Source organism: Streptomyces sp. NBC_00490 (assembly GCF_036013645.1).
GTDB classification, from domain to species: Bacteria; Actinomycetota; Actinomycetes; order Streptomycetales; family Streptomycetaceae; genus Streptomyces; species Streptomyces canus_F.
On sequence record NZ_CP107869.1, the window covers coordinates 10,237,283 to 10,258,177 of the forward strand.

The following is a 20,895-nucleotide window of genomic DNA, read 5'->3' on the forward strand; positions in this document are numbered from 1 at the left end:
TCTGCAATGCGGTGAACTCCGTCTGGCCGCGGAAGACCGCAGCCCGTGCTGTTGCTCGGCTGATGCCGCCGCGGCGCGGGTGTTCCGGCTATGACATGTCCGGAGCACCCGCGACACCCGCGCCGCTGCTACCTGATGAGATGGACCGGTTTGTCGAGTTGTGTCAGCTTCTACGGATTGGAAGTCGCGTAGATCCGGGTGATGCGTCCGCTCTCGATCACGAGGCTGACCGCGGCCCCTCCACTGTCGGATTCGATCCGGATCGCGGGGGCGCCGTTGAGCCATACCACCCTGGTCTCGAAGGCAGCCCGATCGGTGCCGGCGAGCATCGTCGCTACGAGTTCGGCGCCGTGGATGGGGGCCAGAGCGGCGGCCGTGATCCCGCCGCCGTCAGCGATGAGAACCACGTCCGGTGCCATGATTTCCAGGAGGTCCTGGATGCGCCCGGTGCGCAGCGCGGCGACGAAACGGTCCACCACAATCTTGTGCTCCGACCGGCTCACCTTCACGCGTGGCTGTCGAACCGCGACGTGGTCCCGGGCCCGCCGGGCGACCTGCCGAACCGCGGCGGGGGTCTTGCCCACGGCCTCGGCGACCTCGTCGTACGGCATGTCGAAGACCTCGCGGAGCACGAACACCGCGCGTTCCACCGGTCTGAGCGATTCCAGGACGGTCAGCATTGCGATAGAGACGCTTTCCGCGAGTTCGACGTCGTCGGCCACATCGGGGTGGGTCAACAGAGGTTCGGGCAGCCATTGGCCCACGTAGTCCTCGCGGCGGCGTGAGAGTGTGCGTATGCGGTTGAGTGCCTGGCGGGTGACGGCCCGGACGAGGTACGCCCGCGGGTCGTGGACCTGTGACCGGTCGACGCCGGCCCACCGCAGCCAGGTCTCCTGCAGCACGTCCTCCGCGTCGGCTGCGGAGCCGAGCATCTCGTAGGCGACGGTGAACAGCAGGCTGCGGTGGGCGACGAACGGATCCTCCGTCATGCCGTGGACTCTACGTGGGACGTCGCCGGGCGCTTGGCCAGCGGGATCTCGCAGGCGTCGGAGAAGCCCTGCGAGGTGACCCCGTTCGCCACATTCGCCCGGGTCGCCAGGTTGACGTAGGAAACGAACGCGGTGAGCTCCACCATCGCCTCTGTCCCGAGCTGCTCCAGAAGGGCGGCATACTGCTCGTCGCTGACAGTCGGCGGCGTGTTCGTCATCGCCTCGGCGTACCCCATGACATCGCGCTCCAGCGGCGTGAACACGACCGCCTCCCGCCAGCGCGGCACCTGACTTGCCTTGGTCAGATCCACGTTCTCGTTCTGCGCCTGGAAATAGCCGACATCCAGACACCAACTGCAGCCGACCTGCGACGCCACGGCCATGTGCGCGAACGACTTCAAGCCCGGGTCGACCGCGTCCCATGCCCCCACCTTGGCACCGAACTCCAGGTTGTCCTGCGTCACCCGGGGGCTGTGCCACAGCACCTCGACGTTCTCGGGCACGACGCCCAGCTGCTTGATCATGTTCTCCTTGAGCTCGGCGGGGAGCTCGGCCTTCGGGAGGCGCAGTGCCATGCTGTCTCTCCTTGTGTGCGTCCTTGTGGGGCTGTTCGGCATGAAGACACCGCCCGGCCAACGCATGTGACACCTACCGCCGACCCGGCATGCCCCTGCGGCCCGTCCACGCCGTGCGCGTCCTTCTCACTCGGGCGAAGAGCCCCATGCGTTGCTGCTCTTTCTCGTGAATCTCCACGGGCCCGAAGATCGTCAACTGCTGCCCTCGAGGACATCGTCCGCCAGCACGGCATGCCCTACTCCGGCAGAGGCTGACCGCCGGGCCGCCTCCGTCGAGGACGGCGCGCGGCAGCGGTGCGTGTGCGTGGGGGTGGGAGCCGTCCAGGCCGCGCGGCAGGATGGCGAGGGAGGCCGGGCCCGCTTCGACGGCTGCCCGGTGGGCGGTGGAGTCGATGGCGTAGGCGAGTGTGGCGGTGACCGTGTGACCGGCCTCGGCGAGGGCGGTGGCGAAGTCGTGCGCGCGGGTGGCGGCCTGCTCGGTGAAAGCCCCGGCTGTCGGTCACGGCGACGGCCGTGCCGGTCAGTTCCGGCAGTCGCTCGCGGCCGTGGACCCGCAGGCCCAGTGGGCAGTTAGGCCCCAGGTCGGTGAGGGCGGTGGGCCACTCCTTGTCGGAAGGGATGACGAACGAGCAGGTCAGCTCTGCTTGGGCGGGTTCCTCGCGCGGCCGGTAGGAGGAAAGGAGCCTGCTGGCGTCGTTGCGGACACGCCGCTCTCACACCTCCACTGGGGTGTACTGGCCGAGATCGGCGGCGAGTTGGCCAGGGGCGAAGTGGGCGGCGAGCGCGGCGCGGCGGCTCGTTCGGGCCGGGCACGGAGGGCGGGCCTTTCGGGCAGGGCGCGGCACCGGCAGGCGAACCGGTGCCGCGCCGGGGCGGGCGAAGAGGGACGTGGCCAGGGCCGACGAGAAGGGGTGAGTGCCGTCGACGGTCGGGGTGCAGGGGCCGTGCTAGGGCCGGTTGGCGGCCTGCTTCTGCTCCCACCAGGCAGGCGGGCGGGAGGTGGCGGCGGGCTGGGGTGCCGGGGGAGCGGTGTACGGGCGGGCGGCGATCGGGCTGGCCGTTGTTCCACTCTGCGGGGGCCCACCGGTCATGCCTGCCTGAGTTTTCTGTGGCCCCCGCGATGGCGATCGTGGGGCGCCGACCAGCCCTGCCCGCGACTTCGCGGAACTCCGAGTAGTCGCGAACGGGCCAGGAGCGGGGTGAGGTCTGACCCGTTCGTCGGGCCGGATGAGTCGGGCGGTCTCCGCCTCCCCTCGCCTCGATGGGTTGGTTCCGCGTCGAGATGGAAGGAGGCACGCGGGCGCGTCAAGGTCAAACGAATTCGGTTCGTATGCGAACAAGGAAGCCGCCTGTCAGACTCATGGATAACGACGTACGTGGAGGCAGCATCTGATGAGTGACCCTGAGGGCGTGCCCCTGGCCGACTACATCCGCGTCCTGCGCGATCAGTTGGAGACGGCACAGCAGGAAGGGACGGGCCGCGGTGTCACGTTCGGCGTCGGGTCTGTGGAGCTGGAGTTCGAGGTCACGATGACGCGGGAGGCAGGCGGGCGCGGCGGGTTGAAGCTGTGGGTGGTTGAGGCAGGCGCCGACGGCAAGCGCAGCGGCGGCCGGACACAGCGTGTGCGGATGACCCTTACGCCCACCGACGAGGCCGGCCGGCCGCTGTCGGTCACTGATCGGCTGCCCGAGCTCCCGCGCTGAGGCCTGTGGTGGGGGACTCGCTTGCCGGGCGGTGCGCCGAGGTCCTGGTCGAGCAGGACGGCGGCACCGGGTACGGCTCGGGGCTGCGGCTGTCGACGTCCTTGGTGGTGACGGCCGGGCATGTGGTCGAGGGCGGTGGTTCGGTCAGGGTGCGGCTGTCCGGTGGCGGTCCCGAGGAGATTGTCGTCACCGGACGGACGGTGTGGCGAGGTGCCCGGCTGGACGTCGCGCTTGTCGAACTCGCTCGGGACGTCCGCCTCGACGAGGTCGCTCCGATGGCTATCGGAGTTGTACCGGACGGGGCTGACGGACGGCTTGGGTTCACCGCGATCGGCTTTCCGCGCCATCGGAGCTGGACGGACACGGGCACGGCGACCTGGCGCGACAGCGACCAGATCGACGGGGTGATCCCGCTCGGGTCGAGTGTGAAGCGGGGCCGCCTGCTGCTGCATCGGGCGGATGGCCGCCGCCTGGAAGCGCGCGACTGGAGCGGTTTCTCGGGCGCGGGCGTCATCTGTGAGGGGTCGGCTGTCGGCGTCGTCGTGGAGTCGGCCCACTCGGGCGGGCTGGAGGCCGTGCGGCTGGCTGCTGTGATCGGCGCGTACGAGCCGCGCGCGGAAGGCGAGCGGGAGCCGGAGCCGAGTGCCACCGCGGCACGTGAGCTGCTGGCCTCGCACGGCGTCGTTCCGCAACCCCTGCGCGGGCAGGAGCGGCGCCGCCCGGCCTACGAGGCGATGTTGCGCCAGTACGCAGCCCGGTGCGCCGAACTGACCGGCCGCGACCGGGAGCTCGCTGGCCTCCTCGCGTTCGCGACCGGGCCGGACCCCTATCTGCTGCTCGTCGCGGGCCCCTGGGCCGGAAAGACCTCGCTGGTGACCCGTTTCGCGACAGGGTCCCACCCCGGGCTGGACGTGGTGTCGTTCGTCATCTCCCGGCGCGATGGGCAGATGCGCGTCCAGCAGTTCCATCGGGCCATGTGTGACCAACTCGCCGCCCTGCTGGGCGAGTTCCCGCCCGCCGAACCGGACGCTACCGTCTTTCTCAGCCTCTGGGAGCGCGCGATGCGGATTCCCGGACGTTCCCTGCTGCTGCTCGTCGACGGCCTGGACGAGAACGACTACCGCGAGCTGGCCGAGCCCAGTATCGCCGCGCAGCTCCCGACCGCTCTCGGTCCGGCGGCACACGTCCTGGTGACGAGCCGCCATTTCGACGTGCCGCTCGACGTGGACGGCAGCCACCCGCTGCGCACCTGCCGCCGCCAGGTGCTGACACCGTTCCCCGCGGCGACGAGCCTGCTCCTGCGCGCCCGCCAAGAGCTGGATCAGGTACTCGCCGAACCCGTCCCGCGTACCGTCCTGACCACGATGGCGGTTGCCGGCGGCGCGCTGAGCAGCAGGGACATTGCCTCGATCGTCAACGACTCCGCGCTGGCGATCCGCCGGACCCTGGAACGGGGGCTTTCCCGGGTCGTGGAGCCGCGCCCCGGTACGCCGACCCGGTACACCCTCGCCCATGACACCCTGGCCGTCGCCGTCCAGGAGGACCTGGAACCCGAGGAGTTCACCCGCACCCGCACCGCTATCGACGGCTGGGCCCTCGGCTATGCCGCGGCCGGCTGGCCCGACGACACTCCGGACTACCTGACCGAGGCGTACCCGACGCTCCTGCTCACCGAAGGCGCAGGCCGGACGCTGGCAGCCCTGGCCTCCTCCGCGCGCCGCGCCCTGCTGCGGCGCCGGACCGACGGCGACCTGGCCGCGCTGTCCGAACTGTCGAACGCGGCAAGGCTCCTTGAGGCAGCCCCCGACTGTGACCTCACCCTGCTGACGCGAGTGTCGCTGCTCCGCAAGCGCATCGAGGACGACAACGTCACCATGCCCTCCACGTATCCGCTGTTGCTGGTACGCCTTGGCCGAGCCGAGGAGGGCATCCAGGTCGCCCGCGCCCTGCAGAACAACTACGTGCAGGCCGACGCGCTGCTGGCGGTCGGCGAGCACCTGCTGGACAGCCAGCGGACCGCGGCGCGGAACCTCATCCACGAAGCCGTGGCCGTACCAGGCAGGTTGCCCCTGGAGCAGATGGCACATACGGTGCGCGCAGCCCTCGCGCTCGCGCGGCACGGAGAACCAGGTGCAGCCGACATTGCTCGCCGAGCCGTCACCGAGAGCGGCGACGAGCGAGGCTGGTCCCTCACCACCGTCGCCGACGCACTGGCCGAGCTCGATGCCGCGCTGGCACGGACCCTCATCGAGGAGGCCATCGAAGGCGCCGATACGGAGGACCGCCCCGACTTCTGCGGCCTCCTCGCGCCGGCGTTCGCTGTTCTCGGCGATCTTGACCGCCTCCTCCAGCACCTCGCCGACCTGGACCTGGACGGCAGGAAACGAGCCCTCCTCACCGCCTGCAGCGAGCACGTCGCCAAGGGAGGGCGCCGAAATGTTCCCGAGCCACTTCTCACGGCCCTTAACGATGAGTTCGCCGATTCCGAGCTCGTGGAATCGGCCGCCTACCAGGACGGGGACCGGGCCCGCCATCTGCTCGCCCTGCCCGCCTCGGACTCTCCCGATCTCGATCTCGTGGAGCTCGCCTACACCGCCCTCGCCGCCCACGGTCTCGATCCGCGACAGCCCGGGGCCACGGACGAGCTGCTCGCCGACGCTGCGGAGTCTGCCCGGGCCAACGACCACCTCTCATTGGCGCTCTCCCTGGCGCAGGACATCGCCAACCCTGGCATCCGTGCGGACCACCTCACGGAGATTGCCCTGGCGCTGCTCGACTCCGACACACCCCAGGACGCCGCTCCCGTCGTGCGCGAGGCGGAGGCGGCCCTCGATGAGACCAGGAACACGCCGCCTCCCACCGTCCTTGCGGCCTTCGCCCGGGCCGCCGGCACCGCCGGACGAACGGACCTGGCCACATCGGCCCTGGCACTGGCCTTGCAAACGGTGCTGCAGGCAGGCGAGGACACCCGTGCCACGTGGGAGGCGCGGGCTGTGGCAAGCGCAGCCACGTGGCTAGGCCACCTCGACCACGCCCTGAAGATCGCGGCCAGGTTCGAGGCAGACCAGATCGACCGCATCGACATCCTCCTGGACGCCGCGAGAGCCCTCGAAGCCCACGGCGACCACCGCTCAGCCGATCTCGACCTGCTCATCGCCCAGGTGACCGAAGGCATCGAGAAGTCGACGGACCCGAGCGTGTCCGGCTGGCGCACCCGCGTCACTCACGAGCTCATCGACCTCCACCTGCGAGCCGAGCACGCCGACGCGGCCCTCAATCTGGCACGCCGGCTTGACGAGACAGATCTCTACGGCCGCGCACTCGAGTTCCGCGCGCACCTACTGTCGGACGACATCCCCTCGGCGATCTCCCTGATCCGCGAAACGGCCCTGACCATGCCAGCGAGTTCCCCGCAGGACATCGCCCGCCGGCAGGAACAGGCAGCAGCGATGATCGTCGAGATGTGCGACGCCGGCCACCAGCCCCTGTGCCGCGACGTCACGGCTCAACTCGCCGCAACCGCAGACCCAGACGTGACGCTGGACAGCGGCCTGTGGGCCCGCCCCTGGCTCACCGCAGCCTGCCAGGCCACCGGCCTCACCGAGGACTTCACCCGCCTTCTGGACACGCTGCGGCACACCGTCCTGGTCACGGGCACCCACTATGCGACGAACACCGTGCCGCTGGAAGCAGTCGTCCGCCTGCGCCTGTGGGATCGCTACCACGCCGAAGCCCTTCGGCTGACCGGGGTTCTGGCCGAGGGCGTCCTCACCGAGCTGGTCAAAGCGATGCTCGACGCAGGCTTCCTGACCGAGGCCATCCCCCTTATCGACGACCTCCAGGACGACCACGCCGACTGCCTGGCCCTTGCCGCGGCCGTTGCCTCCCCGCCGCCCGTCGACCTGGTCAAGCGCTCCCTGGCCCACGGCTTCGCCGAGGACGTCATTGCCCCACTGGCCGCCCTGGAACCGGCGTGCCTGCAAGAGATCGCAGCCCAGCTCGGGGTGATCCAGCCGCCCGCCGAACAGGTGACGCTTCGAGCCCCCAGGAACAGCTGATTGGGCGGCAGACCTCTTCGCCGCGAAGCACAGCCGACGCCTTGAGCCCCTGCACGTTCAATTCAACGACACAGCTAGCAGGATCTTCGCATCGCTCTTTTGACCTGGGCTGACCGGCCCGACGACCAGCGGCGGCGCGCATCAAGCAAACTGAGCCCTGCTACCGGCTCGAGCTGGCTGATCCGGCGCCGGCGCGAAGCCGTCCCCGGAGCCGCCGGCGTTCCGGTAGACGAACGTCTCAGAACGCGCCGTGGGTCTCCTTGGGATGCCCGCATCTCACCAACTGGTCTCCGCCCACACCGCCGTGGTCGGGGAACTCGGTCCGGCAGGGATCGTCGCCACCCGAGCCCCTGTAGCGTCGACACCGGCACCAGTGCGGAGTCGGCGGAGGCGGCAGCTCTCCGAAACAGCTGAAGTCGAGCGAGTTCCGCTCCGCGGAGCTCAGCTCCAACCCCGACTCGCGGATCAGCGCCGCGGCCTTGTCCTGCGCTTCGATGAGCAGCGCAGCGGCCTCCGCCAGCATCCGCGACTGCGCGTCGGTCCTGTCGTTCCGCTTCGACTCGGACATGTGCGTCCTCCTGATGGGTCAGATCTGGGCGTGCTCGGTTTCCGTGTGCTCGCAGGTCCTGGTGGGCGACCCTGTGCCGAAGTCCGGGCCGGTGAAGTCGGTCCAGGTGTTGAGGCAGGGTGCTTCGCCGCCCGAGCCGCCGTAGTCGCCGCAACCGCAGACGTGCGGGGTCGGCGGGGGGTCCAGTTCGGCTAGGCAAGGGCGGCCGAACCAGTCGCGTTCCTCGGCGGACAGGTCCGCGCCCGAAGCGCGTACAAGTTCCGCGGCCTTGCGGCGGGCTTCCATGAGCAGGGCCCCCACCTCGGCCAGGGTCCGGTTCTGGGCTTCTGATCTGCCGTTCCAGTTCACGGCTGCCGTCCTACCAAGGATCACGGACCAATCCCTCACGGCGCGCCCGCGCGGCGCCTGCGGCCCATCCGTAAGGAGCCAAGAGAACCAACAGCAAGCGGGCCGTGCCCTACTGGCGGACGAACCTGATAATGCGGCAGCTCGCGCGACGCCCGTCCGAGCGCACGACCTCGTGCTGAGACAACAGGCGTGAGGGGGCGGTGGGCAGGCTGCGCAGTGGTGGCTTCGGTCGCTGCGCAACGGCTGGCCGGTTGCGCAGCCTTTCGGTCGCGGTGATTGCGCAGGCCGCTGGCCTGCATGGTCTGGCCTGTGGGCGGGGTGGTCAGTCACCCCGCCGGTGTGTCCAGCTGACCTGCTCCGCGGGGTGGTGACGGGCCGCCAGATAGGCGCGGAGGGCCCGTCGCGGAGGATGTCGGTGAGGGAGGCGACCAGGATGGGTATGGCATGCCGACTGCCAGACCCGTCGCAAGCACTCGACCATCCCGTCGGAGCGTGCGCCGGCCGACCCTTACACCCGGCTACGGCACGGCTGAAGTCCGACGCTGCAATTCCCATCTGGCTGAAGGCCGAGGTTGCCGCGTCGAGCAAGTCCTGGTGGGAAAGGTGCTGTTGCACGAGCACGAGTGATCAAGAGCGGTGCGCTGTCGGCGCCGTCTCCTACCCTGCGGTTACGTTCAGCAGTTCAGATGGGGAGGGGACGACGATGGGCGGCAACGCGTGGAGTCACACGGGCCCGTATCAGCCAGACCTGGCGGTCGCATTCCGGCAGGCTCAGGAAGAGACCCTGGCACGGGACAACCACGGCTTCGTGGGTCGATCCATCGAAGAACTGTGGCGCGATGCGGAGTGGCAGGAGTACATCTTCACTGGCGGCACGTGCACGGTGCTGGACTTCCCCCTCATGATCGACGCCACGGATACCGACGATGGTCCGTTCATGCGTCCGCTGACTGACGATGAAGTACGCGCGTGGGCTCCCCACGGCCGACCCACATACGAGGAGTGGGACGACGCCCTCGATTCCGAGCGGCTGGCCTTCCCGGGCCGCGCTCAAGGAAACTGCACGGTGCTCTACCGTGACGGCCGACCCGAGCAGATCGGCTACTGGGGCGTCACGGCCGACTAAGGAACGGGGCCCTCTGCACGGTGCGGTCCCTGGATACGTTTCCGAAGGCCTTCCTGCTCCGTTTCCTGGAGCGGGTGCAGGAGCGGGATCTGGCCCGTACCCGGCGGTGGATCGTTGAGGACGAGCGCCGTGAGGCTGAACGCCGGCGCAGCGTCGAGGCCCGGCCGCTGGTGCCGGGCTGGCTGGTCGAGCAGAGCATCGGCCATGACGCCCCGCCGGTGTACGTACTGTCGGCGGGTGTCACATGGCGGGCAGGCGGCCCTAGGGCGCGAGGCGCAAGCAGGCGGTGAGGGCGCTCGCGGACGGCGTGGATCCGTGCCCGCACTGCCGCCCCGATACCGACCTCGGCATCCTCGACTAGCCGCTGCCCGCAGGAAAGTTGAGGGCGTTCGCCTCCCCTCGAGGCTGACGAACATCGGAATGTTCGGGAACCGGCAGCTCACAGCCAGCAGGCGAAAACCCGACGCTGGCGGTGGCCAGCGTTCGTGCCCGCGCACTGCGTCAGGCCGGGGGGCGGTGCGGCATGGTCCGGCCTCCGGCAGCTGCCTCACCGCAGGCTGCGCAATCGACGGGCCGGACCTGCGCAATCGACACCGCGGCGACTGCGTAATCGGCAGTTGCGGCTGCGACGACTGTGCAGACTGTCCCGGCCAGCCGGGCCCGGGCCGTGCCGGTGAGGAGCGGTGGGCAGGCTGCGCAGCTGTGCGCGGTGGTGGCTGGCTCCGGTCGATGCGCCATGGCCGGCCGGTTGTGCAGCCATTGCGCATCGCCTGCGCCGGGCGTTGACCTGCGTGGTCGGGTTTGTGGCCGGGGGTGGAGGGGTGGATTCGAGGGGTCGTGGTCTCCCCTGTGGTTGGGCCTGACGTCGGTCGGTGTGGCCATGATCTGTTGCGCGGGGTGGTGACGGTCCGTCAGATGGGTGCGAAGGATGCTGAGGGAGGCGACCAGGATGGGCCCGGTGGCGTGGAAGCCGGCCTCGGTCAGTTCCGGCCGGGTCATGTCCCGCGGGGTGGTGTAGTCACGGCAGCTGTTTCGATTCCGGTTGCGGGGTGATCTGCGGCTCGGGTGGAGTGGGCTGGGTGGTGAGGAGTTCGGCCATGGAGGCTTCGGAGAGGTAGCGGCGGTCGAAGACCTGCCATTCGTCGTGGAGTTCGGCCAGGACCGCGGCGGCGAGCCGGTCCAGGGCGGCGGGGTTGGGGAAGACCTGGACGACGTCGGCCCGTCGTTTGATCTCCCGGTTCAGCCGTTCCAGCGGGTTGGTCGACCAGATCTTCTTCCAGTGCGTCGGAGGGAAGTCCGCGAACGCCGTGATGTCCGGTGCGGCGTCCAGCAGCATCTTCTTGACCTGCGGGAACTGTCGTCCGAGCATGTCGGCCACCACGTCCAGCTGGGTGCGCACCTGCTCGGCGGTGGTCTGCGCGAAGATGGTGCGTATGGTCGCTGCCACCATCTCGCCCGAGCCCTTTTCGATCACGCTGAAGACGTCCCGGACGAAGTGAACGCGGCACCTTTGCCAGGCCGCACCGAGGAAGACGGTGCGGATCGCGGCCACCAGCCCGCTGTGGCTGTCGGAGATCACCAGCTGGACGTTCTCCAGGCCGCGGGCCCGAAGCGAGCGCAGGAACTTCGTCCAGAACGGCTTCGATTCGCTGTCGCCGACCATCACGCCGAGGATCTCGCGGTGTCCGGTGGCGGAGATGCCGGTGGCGATGACCACGGCCTGCGAGGCGATCCGGTGGTTCACCCGGGCCTTGCAGTAGGTGGCGTCCAGGAAGACGTAGGGGAAGACGGTGTGATCCAGCGGCCGTTCCTTGAACGCGGTCAGTTCCTCGTCGAGTTCGCCGCAGATCCGCGAGACCTCGGACTTGGAGATCCCGGTGTCCGCACCGAGTGCTTTGACCAGGTCATCCACGCTGCGGGTGGAGACGCCGTGCACGTATGCCTCCATCACCACGGCGAACAGTGCCCGGTCGATGCGCCGCCGACGTTCCAGCAGCGAGGGGAAGAACGACCCGGTCCGCACCTTCGGGATCTTCAGGTCCAGGTCGCCGGCCTGGGTGGTCAGCAGACGGTCGCGGTGTCCGTTGCGCCAGGTCGTGCGCGACTCGGAGTGCTCACGCGGGGCGGCACCGATCACCTCGGTGGCCTCGGCCTCGATGAGCTCCTGCAGGATGCGCTCGCACACCACCCTGATTGCTTCAACTCCATCGGCCCGACGTAGTGACTCCAGCAGCCGCATCAGCTCAGACTGGGACAAGGCCATCGCGTGCTCCTCCGGTTGAACTGCCCGTTCACCAGGGAGACTTACGCGATGGCCTGCCCTTGTTCAGGGAGCATGCACGGTCAGCGGATGCACGCCCCGGGCAGACACCAGCGCGTTCCGCGGCCAAGCCCGGCTACACCACTTCAAGGGACGCCATCGCCGGCCGTCCTACGGCAGGCCGGTGGCAATGCCCGCCGCGGATCACCCCGCGCGCACCGTACGGAGCCACAGGGTCGTCAACCGGCTCGGTCGGACTGGCTCCGGGGGACGGTCTTTGCACCGGCACGTCGGCCCTCTGTCCGGTCGGACTGGCTGCGCGCGGTCGACCCTCCGCACCGCCACCGCCACCGCGGCCGTCAGGCGCTGGAGCGGACTACCAGGCGGGTCGGCAGGATCAGGGGGGTGGGGTCCAGGCCATTGACCACCGAGACGAGCATGCGCGCCATCTCCCGCCCCAGGGCCTGTATGGGCTGATGGACGGTGGTGAGCGGCGGTTCGGCGAACTGTGCGACGGTCAGGTCGTCGAAACCGACCACGGAGACATCGGCGGGGATCGTCCGGCCGGCCTCGCGCAGCGTACGCAGCGCACCCGCCGCCATGTTGTCGTTGGCGGCGAACACGGCGTCCACGTCAGGATGGTCCGCCAGCAACGCGGCCATGGCGGCGGCTCCGCTGGACTCGGTGAAGTCGCCCTCCTGCGGCGGGAGCGGTTCGAGGCCCGCGGCCAGAAGGGCATCCCGGTAGCCGCGGTAACGGGCGCGCCCGGCCTCGGTGTCCTGCCGTCCGCAGAGCGCGGCGATACGACGCCGACCCCGGGTGATCAGGTGCTCGGTCGCCTCGCGCGCCCCGCCGACGTTGTCGACGTCGACGTACCACCGGGGAGCCGCGCCCACCGGGCGCCCGCCGAACACCACGGGCATCTGCGCTTCCGCGGTCAGGGGGAACAGCGGGTCGTCCTCACGCAGCGCCATCAGCATGACGCCGTCGGCGCCTCTGGATCGAAGCAGTTCCGCAACCCGTTTGCGACCCCGGTCGGAAGCGGCCAGACACAGCATCAGATGCAGGTCGGCCTCTTCAAGGGCGGCCGACGCCCCGACGATGACCTGGGCGAAGAAGGGATCGGCGAAGATCGACGGATCTTCTCCCGAGATCACTAGGGCGGCCGCTCCCGTCTGCCGGGTGGCCAGAGCGCGGGCGCTCGGGTTGGGGACGTATCCGAGGTGCCGGACGGCCCGTTCGACGGCCTCACGCTTGGCGCGGCTGACGTGCGGGGCGTTGTTGAGCGCGCGGGAGGCCACGGAGCGGGAGACACCGGCGCGTTCGGCCACCTCGTCGAGCGTCGGCTGCCGACGTGGCGCATCTTCTGCCATGGATCGAGAGTCTTTCACAGATGAGAAGGCCCCCTGCGCGAATGTTGGGAGCGCTTCCAGTATTGCTTGGATCGCGTGTTCCCGTACTCGGAGCTGTGCCATCTATTGACACCTTAACAAGCCCACCTCACGATTGGGACCGCTTCCAGTGGGAGCGCTCCCAACTCCCGTTGCCCGTCCCCGAGATCCCCCTGCCAGGAAACCGAGGTCTTGTGATGAGCCGCAGACTCCGCACCCTGGCGGCAGCGCTCTTGGCCCTGCCGCTGGCGCTCGCCGCCGCACCGTCCGCACATGCCGCCGACCCCACCTCCATGACGAGCGGGTTCTACGTGGACCCCAACTCCACGGCGAAGCAGTGGGCGGCCGCCAACCCCGGCGACGGCCGGGCCTCCGCGATCAACTCCGCCATCGCCAGCACCCCGATGGCCCGCTGGTTCGGCTCCTGGAGCGGCACCATCGGCACCGCCGCGGGGGCGTACGTCGGCGCGGCGGACCGGGCCGACAAGCTGCCCCTCCTCGTCGCCTACAACGTCTACAACCGCGACTACTGCGGCGGCCACTCCGCCGGGGGAGCCTCCTCGCCGCCCGCCTACGCGAACTGGATCGCCCAGTTTGCCGGCGGGATCGCGAGCCGCCCGGCCGTCGTCATCCTGGAACCGGACTCCCTCGGGGACTACGGCTGCATGACCCAGGCCCAGATCGACGAACGTGAGGCCATGCTCAGCGGTGCCCTCGCCGAGTTCAGCCGCCAGGCGCCCAACACCTGGGTCTACATGGACGCGGGCAACCCGGGCTGGACGAACGCGGCGACCATGGCTCGCCGCCTCCACGAAGCCGGTCTCCGCCAGGCCCACGGTTTCTCGCTCAACGTCTCCAACTACTTCACGACCGCCCAGAACACCGCCTTCGGCGACGCCGTGAATCGTGAACTCGGCGCCCGCTACGGCTACACCAAGCCCTTCGTCGTGGACACCAGCCGCAACGGCAACGGCTCCAACGGCCAATGGTGCAACCCCTCCGGCCGCCGCACCGGCACGCCCACCCGAACAGGCGGAGGCGCCGAGATGCTCCTGTGGATCAAGACCCCGGGGGAGTCCGACGGCAACTGCGGCGTCGGGGCCGGCTCCAGCGCCGGTCAGTTCCTTCCCGAGGCGGCCTACAAGATGATCTACGGCTACTGACGGATCGGGGTGAGCCGGTACGGTCGCCGCACGACCGCACCCTCGGCCAGCGCGGGTCGCGCGCGGCCGTAGGTGCGGCGCGAAGCCACCGCTCCGACGGCGGCCATGCTGAACGCTCCCGGCCTACTCCTCGGGGATCAGGCAGACCCCGCGGCGCGCGGCGGCCTCGGCCATTTCCATGAACGCCAGGGCGGCCGGCGTCCTCTCCCACTCGGCCAGGGTCAGCAGCAGGATCACCTCGGCGCGGTCCCGTGAGGCGCAGTCCCGTGAGGCATCACAGGGCATCCCAGCCGTCTGCACAGCGGCCGGCAGGTCCGCGGTGGCCAGTTGACCGAGGCGTTCTGCTGTCTCCCGGTGCAGATCCTGCAGGCCCTGCTGGTACAGCTCGTTCGCCTCGCCCAGGAGCTGCACCAGGTCCTCGTCGTGGCTGGCCGATGCTGCTGCAGCGAGGTCGAGGATGCGCTGGGTCGTCATGGTCATCGAGTATCCCTCCCGGATGGAGGTGAGCGGCGGTGTGGCGGTCAGCTGCAGCCATCGCATCCGGCGGCACGGTGCAGCAGCTTGCCAGGCTCGGTACGGGCTTTGGCGTCCCACGTGGGCGGCCTGCGCAAGGCGGCGTGGACGTCGCGCTCCATCCGCTCGAAGTCCTCGCTCTTCGCCCGAGCCGCCATACGTGGCGGTGCGCGCCGCGGTGCCGTACGTTGCGGGCCCCGACCGCGACCAGGGCCTCGCGGAGCCAGACGGCCGGGTTGCACCCGGCCCGCGGAACCGGAGCCCCGAGCGCGATGAGCTGGGCTTCGGTGTACTGGTGGCCCTGCTCCTGGCGGCGGATCTTCTGCGCTGTGCGGTCGGAGACGCGCGCGTTCGCCGATTCTTGCAGTGGCCGACCTCTGAACCCGCGCGTTGTCCCCTGGTGGGTACAGGAACGGGGGCGGGTTCGTCCGTGCCTGCAGGGGATGAGGGCTCGTACGCGCCGGACTCTTCGGGGGCTGTATCGTCTTCTTGCTCGCCCTGTGACTCTTCGACTCTCCTGGTCGACGTCGGCGTGCCGCTCACCGAGCCGCTTAGTAAGCTCGGTGAGCCCGGCACCGAGCCTGCCCGAGCCACCCTGGCACTCAAGACATGGCCCGTCCCTTAGAACTGAGTGTCAGGAATGTGTACTTCCATCCCGGCCATGTCGGCTGTCACAGGGATTTGGCAGGTGAGGCGGCTGTTGGAGGTGCGTGACGCCGGTACCCCCTCGAGGATCATCTCCTCGTTTTCGTCAGCCGGAGGGAGGAGCGGCAGGTGCTTTTCGTCGATGTAGGCATGACAGGTTCCGCAGGAAGCGCAGCCGCCGCAGTCGCCGATGATGCCGGGCACGAGATGGTCGAGTGCCGCTTGCTTGAGGCTCTGGCCGACGATGGCCTCCACGGGGTGCGGTGTTCCGTCGGCCTCGATGAACTTGATCACTGGCACGTCAGGCACGCCTTTCTGCGGTGGATTGGTGTCGCTTCATCAGTTCGGACAGCGGGAGGTCTTCGGAGGCGGCTTCATCCCCGGTCATGGCGGCCCGCGCCGTGACGAGTTGCCGGGCGGCCGTGAAGTCCCGCGGCCGGTTGACCGCGTGCAGGCCGGTGATGATGCCGTTGCGCAGATACACCACGCTGAAGGAGTTCGATGACGGGTCGCCGCGGACGACATCTGTGTCGCCGGTCTGCGGCAGGCCGGCCATCTGGATCTTGTGGTCGTACTGATCGGACCAGAACCAGGGCGCCGTAAAACGCTCGGTCGGCTTTCCGCACAAGGTCCGGGCCGCGATTCTGGCCTGGTCAGTAGCGTTCTGAACGGATTCGAGGCGTACGCTGCGGCCGAGGAAACCGTGCCACTGTCGCGTGCAGTCGCCCGCAGCGACGATGTCGGGGTCCGCGGTCCGGGCCACGGCGTCGACCAGGACACCGTCGTCGACGGCCAGTCCCGCGGTGGCGGCGAGGGTGTCGTTCGGAGCGATCCCCACGCCAGTCAGGATCAGGTCGGCTCTGACCACGGTGTCATCGCTGAGCTCCGCAAGGAGGGCTCCGTCGCGCCGGGCGACGCTGCGCACGGACACGCCTGTGCGCAGATCGACACCGTGATTGCGGTGCTCGCGATCGACGAAGGCGGAGACGGCCGGTGGGCACGTCCGGGCCAGGACTCGTGGCTGGGCCTCTACGAGCGTCACCGCGATCCCCATGTCGGTCGCGGCGGCCGCCGTCTCCAGGCCGATGAATCCGCCACCGACGATCAGCAGGGTGCCACCGGACTGCAGTTCCTGCCGCAGCGCGATCGCGTCGTCGAGGTGATGCAGAGTCCTGCCTGGGACGTGGCCGGAGCCGAATCGGAGAGGACGCGGACTGCCACCGGTGGTGAGAGCCAGCTTGTCGTAGCGCAGCGTGCGCCCGTCGGCCAAGGCGACGGATCGTGTCCGGCGGTCAATCCCGACCGCGGCAGTGTCGAGTTCGACCTCGATGCCGGCGTTGGTGTAGGCGTCCAGGGCGCGAATCCGCAGTGCCACCTGATCGACTTTGCCGTGCAGGAACGCCTTGGACAGCGGCGGGCGCTGGTAGGGCAGGTGGGGTTCGGCCCCGACGAGCAGGATCCGGTCGCTGAAACCGTTCTGCCGCAGTGCCACAGCCAGTTCCGAGCCGGCCTGTCCCGCACCGACGATGACGACGGTCTTCACCGGTGCACCCGTCGGATGGTGACCGGCAACGCCGTCAGCTGCCGCATCAGGGAGTGGGCCGCCCATTCGTGATCGTCCCCGACCAGTGCGATACCGACATCGGGCGCGGTCAGCGCGGTCACGGCGATCTCAGTGAGCATCCGGGCCACGTTCCTGCCTGGGCACAGATGGGCACCGCCGCCGAAGGTCGCGCCGTGCTGGATCTGCCGGGTCAGCCGGTAGCTGTCGGGGTCGTCGAAGACCTCGGGATCGCGATTGGCCGCGGCCCACATCATGAGGACCGGTGTGCCGGCGGGGACAAAGACGCCGTTGTACTCGACGTCCTGCAGCGTCAGTCGCTGACTGAGCATCAGCGGGGACTCCAGACGTGTGCCCTCGTAGAAGGCACTGGTGACCAACGCCGGGTCGGCACGGACCTGTTCCAGGGCCGTTCCGTCGCTCAGCATCCGGAAGACCACGTTCTCGATCGCCACACCGATCGTGTGGAAGCCGTCGAAGAAGTTCGAGGCCACCAACGAGCCGATGTCCTCCGGCTTGCCCTCCATGTCGATCGTGGTGAGTTCGGCCGCCATGTCGTCGAGAAGCGCGTTGCCTCCGTCCGACCAGGCCTTTAGAACGGCTTCTCCGACCACGTCCATGTACGTCGCCGCAGCAGAGAACAGGCGCTGCGACTGCTCGGGCGTGCGGGTGAGCAGGAACGTCAGGCTCATCTCCTCCATGAGGTGCTGGACGTGCGCCGCCTGGTCGCTGCTCAGCCCAAGTTGCTCGGCCCAGAAGCGGGTGACGAACCGCCCGGCGAACTCCCGGGAGAAGTCGGTCCGGTCGCGCCCGGCGCACTCCTCGACAAGTTCCTGTGCGAGGCGTGCGGCGGCGGGAGCGAAACGGAGGATGTTCCGGGGCAGCAGTTGCCGGACCAGGAGATTACGGTACGGCTGATGCAGCGGAGGGTTGGAGGTGAACACCTGGTTCCGCAGGAACCTGCCGTACCCCTCGGTCTGTTCGGGATCCGGTTTGGTCACGGGCCCGGAGCCGAGATCCGCTTCGGTGGCCATCCACAAGACGATGTCCGCGGGCACGTTGCCCAACGCCGGATTTGCCGCAAGCGTTCTGGCGTCTTTGTTACGGAGCACGACGAGACTGTTCATCGGGCCCCGGAGAAAGTCGGTTCCTTCTCGGCCCCGCAACCCCCATGCCGCTTCTACGAAGTTGCGTGAGAAATTGTCGAATGTGATGAAGTCCTCAATGGCGGGAAGATCTGCCACCGAAGTCAGCTGTGTGGAGGACATGGGTTTGACTACCACCTTTCTGTAATGAGCTGTGGACAGGGCCGGGTCAGTCGCCCAGGACTCGTCGAAGGTATGCGTTGCCGAAGCGCCGATCCGGATCGAGGCGGTCACGCAGTGCGGTGAATTCACCGAAGCGTGGATACGCCGCCGCGAAGTAGTCGGCGTCACGTGTGTGCAGCTTGCCCCAGTGCGGGCGTCCGCCGTGCGCGGTGAAGATGCGCTCCGCCGCGGCGAAGTACTCACGGAAGGGCATGCCCTGGTAGGTGTGGACGGCGATGTATCCGCTCTCACGGCCCGACGCCGTGGAGAGGGTGATGTCGTCCGCGGGTGCCGTACGCACTTCGACGGGAAAGCTGATCCGCAGATCCGAACGGTCAACCATGGCCTTCAACTCGCGCAGGGCGTCGATCAGTGCCTCGCGCGGGAGGGCGTACTCCATCTCGATCATCTTCACCCGGCGGGGGGATGTGAAGACCTTGTACGGGATGTCTGTGTAGCTGCGGGCGGAAAGAGCCCGGCTCGACACCCTCGCTATGGCCGGGACGGCGGCGGGCACGGCCCGCCCCAGCGTGTTGGCTGCCTGGAAAACACCGTTGGAGAGAAATTCGTCCTCGAACCAGCCTTTGAAACGGCCCATCGGGGCGAGCGGACCTGTGCTGCGGTTGTTTCGCAGGGTGTTGCAGTTTCCGGTGTGCGGGAACCAGTAGAATTCGAAGTGATCGTTGGCCGCGTGGAGTTCGTCGAAGGTCGCGGTGACCGTGTCGAACGTCATCGGTTCGTCGTGCGCGGTGAGAAGGAACAGTGGTTCCACGGCGAACGTGATGGCACTGACAACCCCGAGCGCGCCCAGCCCGATGCGTGCAGCGGCGAACACGTCCGGGTTCTTTTTCTCGGAGCACGTGAGCAACGAGCCGTCCGCCGTCACCAGTTCAAGGCCGCGTATCTGGGCCGCGATCGCTGCCGAGCTGCGGCCCGTGCCATGGGTGCCCGTACTGGTCGCGCCGGCGACGGTCTGCTCCATGATGTCGCCCATGTTGGTGAGCGACAGACCTTCCCGGGCCAGGGCGACGTTCAGGTCCCTGAGCCGTGTGCCCGCTTCCACGGTCACGGTTCCGGCCTCCCGGTCGATGGCGCGAATGCCGGTCAGGCGGTCAGGCCGTATCAGCACGCCCTCGGTCGCGGCAGCGGAGGTGAACGAGTGGCCGCTGCCGACGGGCTTCACCGGCAGGCCGTCCTCGGCCGCCTCGCGCACAACGGCGCAGAGCTCATCGACCGAGGTGGGTGCGACGTCCCTCACTGGGCGGGCCGTGACGTTCCCGGCCCAGTTCCGCCACACACTCCTGTTCGCGCGGTTCTTGCCCGTGTGCGCGCTGTAGCGGGTCGTTGCCACGTCCTACTCCTCCTCGGTGAGCTGGGCGGTGGTGCCACGCGCGTATCTAGCGGACGGAACGGATGCGGTACACAAGAAGCGCTCCGACGGCGGCGGCCGCACCCACGAGCGCGAAGAGAAGCGGGTAGCCGTGTTGCGAACTGATGATCGCTCCGGCGATCAACGGGGCGATTGCCGGGGGAACGACCGAGCCGATGTTCATGATGCCGAGGTCCTTGGCCCGGCTCTCGGCGTCGGGGAGCACTTGTGTGATGAGAGCCTGGTCGACGGCCATGTACGCACCGAAGCCGCCGCCCATGAGAGCGGATGCCACCATCATGACGGTGAGGCTCGGGGCGCTCGCCAGCAGGAAGCCGGAAGCAGCCTGGAGCAGCGCCGCCAAGGCGACGAAGATCCGTCGTCGGCCGAGGCGGTCGGACAGCACACCGGCGGCGGCGGTGGCCACAAGGCCGGCCAGGAGATAGAGAACGGTGCAGACCAGCAGGCTGCCGGCCGGATCGGTGACGTTGAGATCGTCGGTGAGGAAGTAGAGCGTGTAACACGTGCCCAGTGAGTTCGCCAGATTGACCAGGAGGCGTCCGCCGAAGGCCCAGGCGAATTCCCGGTTCCTGAGCGAGCTGCCCATCGATGCGAGCAGTTCCCCGATGCTGAGCGGCGTCTCGGCGTTGAAGGCGATGTCGCGATGGGCGGCCAGGAACGGCACCAGGCAGACGATCAGCAGGACCGCGATGACGGCGAACCCGGACATGGGGGAGAGTCCGAAAGCCGATACGAGGGCGATGCCGACGACCACGCCGAGGGCCTGGGGACCGTAGATGGCGCTGGAGATCATGCCGCGTTGGTCTTCGGGTACGCGGTCGGCGATGATGGCGGTGAGCCCGGCGGTGGCTGCGCTGAGACCGATCATGCTGGCCGCCCACGCCACGACCACACCGGTCACGGTGGTCTGCGCGCCGGTGACGATCAGCCCGACGGCGAAGGCGACAGCGCCCGCCGTGAGCCAGAGTCTGCGCCGGCCGAAGCGGCTGCGGGAGCGGTCGCACAGGGCGCCGCACAGGGGCAGGGCGACGAGTGCGACCAGCCCGGAGACACCGTTGACGACGGCGAAGTCGTAGACCTTCGAGGCCGGATCGATCGCCTCCAGCTGCTGGGGGAGCAGCAGTTGGAGGGGGACGAGGTTTGCCATCCAGAAGCCGAACCACACCAGGCCGTACAGACTGGTCCAGCGGCGCGAGACGGGCTCGGCCGGTCCTTGGCCGGTGGCCGGGCCGAGGGGGCTTGCAAGGGCAGGAGCGGGGGAGTTGAAGTCGGGGAGCATCGGGCTTCCGGGAGAAGG

General features: G+C 68.9%; 18 protein-coding genes and 1 pseudogene. 6 read left to right on the top strand and 13 right to left on the bottom strand.

The window, feature by feature from the left end:
• Positions 1–170: 170 nt before the first annotated feature.
• From sigJ to OG381_RS49810, 3 genes and pseudogenes are all read right to left on the bottom strand, one after another.
• Positions 171–989 carry an RNA polymerase sigma factor SigJ gene (sigJ, locus tag OG381_RS46855; RefSeq protein ID WP_327722092.1) on the bottom strand — a complete coding sequence of 273 codons (819 nt, stop codon included), beginning with the start codon at positions 987–989 and terminating at the stop codon, positions 171–173.
• Positions 986–1,564 (bottom strand): carboxymuconolactone decarboxylase family protein, encoded by a 579-nt coding sequence (locus OG381_RS46860; protein WP_327722093.1) that lies wholly within the window; start codon positions 1,562–1,564, stop codon positions 986–988. Before OG381_RS46860 ends, sigJ begins: the two co-directional genes overlap by 4 nt.
• Before the next feature lie 73 nt (positions 1,565–1,637).
• Positions 1,638–2,033, bottom strand: a pseudogene (locus tag OG381_RS49810) (DNA-processing protein DprA); the annotation flags it as partial.
• 923 nt (positions 2,034–2,956) lie between these two features.
• On the opposite strand from OG381_RS49810, the gene OG381_RS46865 reads away from it, so the two are divergent.
• Together OG381_RS46865 and OG381_RS46870 are read left to right on the top strand one after the other, a co-directional pair.
• On the top strand, positions 2,957–3,268 hold the full coding sequence (locus tag OG381_RS46865) for a trypco2 family protein (RefSeq protein WP_327722094.1): 312 nt from the start codon (positions 2,957–2,959) through the stop codon (positions 3,266–3,268).
• Positions 3,269–3,276: 8 nt separating this feature from the next.
• Positions 3,277–7,326: a trypsin-like peptidase domain-containing protein gene (locus tag OG381_RS46870; RefSeq protein ID WP_327722095.1), complete on the top strand. Its 4,050-nt coding sequence runs from the start codon at positions 3,277–3,279 to the stop codon at positions 7,324–7,326.
• 238 nt (positions 7,327–7,564) lie between these two features.
• Here OG381_RS46870 and OG381_RS46875 read toward each other — a convergent pair whose 3' ends face one another.
• On the bottom strand, positions 7,565–7,894 hold the full coding sequence (locus tag OG381_RS46875; RefSeq protein WP_327722096.1) for a DUF6422 family protein: 330 nt from the start codon (positions 7,892–7,894) through the stop codon (positions 7,565–7,567).
• Between the two features lie 18 nt (positions 7,895–7,912).
• The gene (locus OG381_RS46880; protein WP_327722097.1) at positions 7,913–8,266 is read right to left on the bottom strand and encodes a DUF6422 family protein; all 354 of its coding nucleotides are present in this window, start codon (positions 8,264–8,266) and stop codon (positions 7,913–7,915) included.
• Positions 8,267–8,945: 679 nt separating this feature from the next.
• Here OG381_RS46880 and OG381_RS46885 point away from each other — a divergent pair.
• Genes OG381_RS46885 through OG381_RS46895 form a run of 3 tightly spaced genes read left to right on the top strand, consistent with a single transcriptional unit; the run spans position 8,946 to position 9,729 of the window.
• Positions 8,946–9,368, top strand: coding sequence for a hypothetical protein (locus OG381_RS46885; RefSeq protein WP_327722098.1), 423 nt, complete (start codon positions 8,946–8,948; stop codon positions 9,366–9,368).
• Positions 9,369–9,388: 20 nt separating this feature from the next.
• Positions 9,389–9,658 (top strand): hypothetical protein, encoded by a 270-nt coding sequence (locus OG381_RS46890; protein WP_327722099.1) that lies wholly within the window; start codon positions 9,389–9,391, stop codon positions 9,656–9,658.
• Positions 9,655–9,729 carry a DUF6233 domain-containing protein gene (locus tag OG381_RS46895; RefSeq protein WP_327722746.1) on the top strand — a complete coding sequence of 25 codons (75 nt, stop codon included), beginning with the start codon at positions 9,655–9,657 and terminating at the stop codon, positions 9,727–9,729. The genes OG381_RS46890 and OG381_RS46895 overlap by 4 nt, the downstream gene beginning before the upstream one ends.
• A 657-nt stretch (positions 9,730–10,386) precedes the next feature.
• On the opposite strand, the gene OG381_RS46900 is transcribed toward OG381_RS46895, so the two are convergent.
• Complete coding sequence (locus OG381_RS46900) at positions 10,387–11,631, bottom strand: IS256 family transposase (RefSeq protein ID WP_327722100.1); 1,245 nt, start codon at positions 11,629–11,631, stop codon at positions 10,387–10,389.
• Between the two features lie 356 nt (positions 11,632–11,987).
• The gene (locus OG381_RS46905) at positions 11,988–13,001 is read right to left on the bottom strand and encodes a LacI family DNA-binding transcriptional regulator (protein ID WP_327722101.1); all 1,014 of its coding nucleotides are present in this window, start codon (positions 12,999–13,001) and stop codon (positions 11,988–11,990) included.
• A 215-nt stretch (positions 13,002–13,216) separates the two neighbouring features.
• On the opposite strand from OG381_RS46905, the gene OG381_RS46910 reads away from it, so the two are divergent.
• On the top strand, positions 13,217–14,182 hold the full coding sequence (locus OG381_RS46910; protein WP_327722102.1) for a glycoside hydrolase family 6 protein: 966 nt from the start codon (positions 13,217–13,219) through the stop codon (positions 14,180–14,182).
• Positions 14,183–14,305: 123 nt separating this feature from the next.
• Here OG381_RS46910 and OG381_RS46915 read toward each other — a convergent pair whose 3' ends face one another.
• The 6 genes from OG381_RS46915 to OG381_RS46940 all read right to left on the bottom strand — a co-directional run bounded on the left by OG381_RS46915 (position 14,306) and on the right by OG381_RS46940 (position 20,877).
• The gene (locus OG381_RS46915) at positions 14,306–14,722 is read right to left on the bottom strand and encodes a hypothetical protein (protein WP_327722103.1); all 417 of its coding nucleotides are present in this window, start codon (positions 14,720–14,722) and stop codon (positions 14,306–14,308) included.
• A 594-nt stretch (positions 14,723–15,316) separates the two neighbouring features.
• Complete coding sequence (locus tag OG381_RS46920) at positions 15,317–15,640, bottom strand: 2Fe-2S iron-sulfur cluster-binding protein (RefSeq protein WP_327722104.1); 324 nt, start codon at positions 15,638–15,640, stop codon at positions 15,317–15,319.
• Between the two features lies 1 nt (position 15,641).
• Positions 15,642–16,949, bottom strand: coding sequence for an NAD(P)/FAD-dependent oxidoreductase (locus OG381_RS46925; protein ID WP_327722105.1), 1,308 nt, complete (start codon positions 16,947–16,949; stop codon positions 15,642–15,644).
• The gene (locus OG381_RS46930) at positions 16,880–18,280 is read right to left on the bottom strand and encodes a cytochrome P450 (protein ID WP_327722106.1); all 1,401 of its coding nucleotides are present in this window, start codon (positions 18,278–18,280) and stop codon (positions 16,880–16,882) included. The genes OG381_RS46925 and OG381_RS46930 overlap by 70 nt, the downstream gene beginning before the upstream one ends.
• The gene (locus OG381_RS46935) at positions 18,216–19,559 is read right to left on the bottom strand and encodes a D-arabinono-1,4-lactone oxidase (protein ID WP_443062006.1); all 1,344 of its coding nucleotides are present in this window, start codon (positions 19,557–19,559) and stop codon (positions 18,216–18,218) included. The genes OG381_RS46930 and OG381_RS46935 overlap by 65 nt, the downstream gene beginning before the upstream one ends.
• Positions 19,560–19,605: 46 nt before the next feature.
• Positions 19,606–20,877 (bottom strand): MFS transporter, encoded by a 1,272-nt coding sequence (locus OG381_RS46940; RefSeq protein WP_327722107.1) that lies wholly within the window; start codon positions 20,875–20,877, stop codon positions 19,606–19,608.
• Positions 20,878–20,895: the final 18 nt, after the last annotated feature.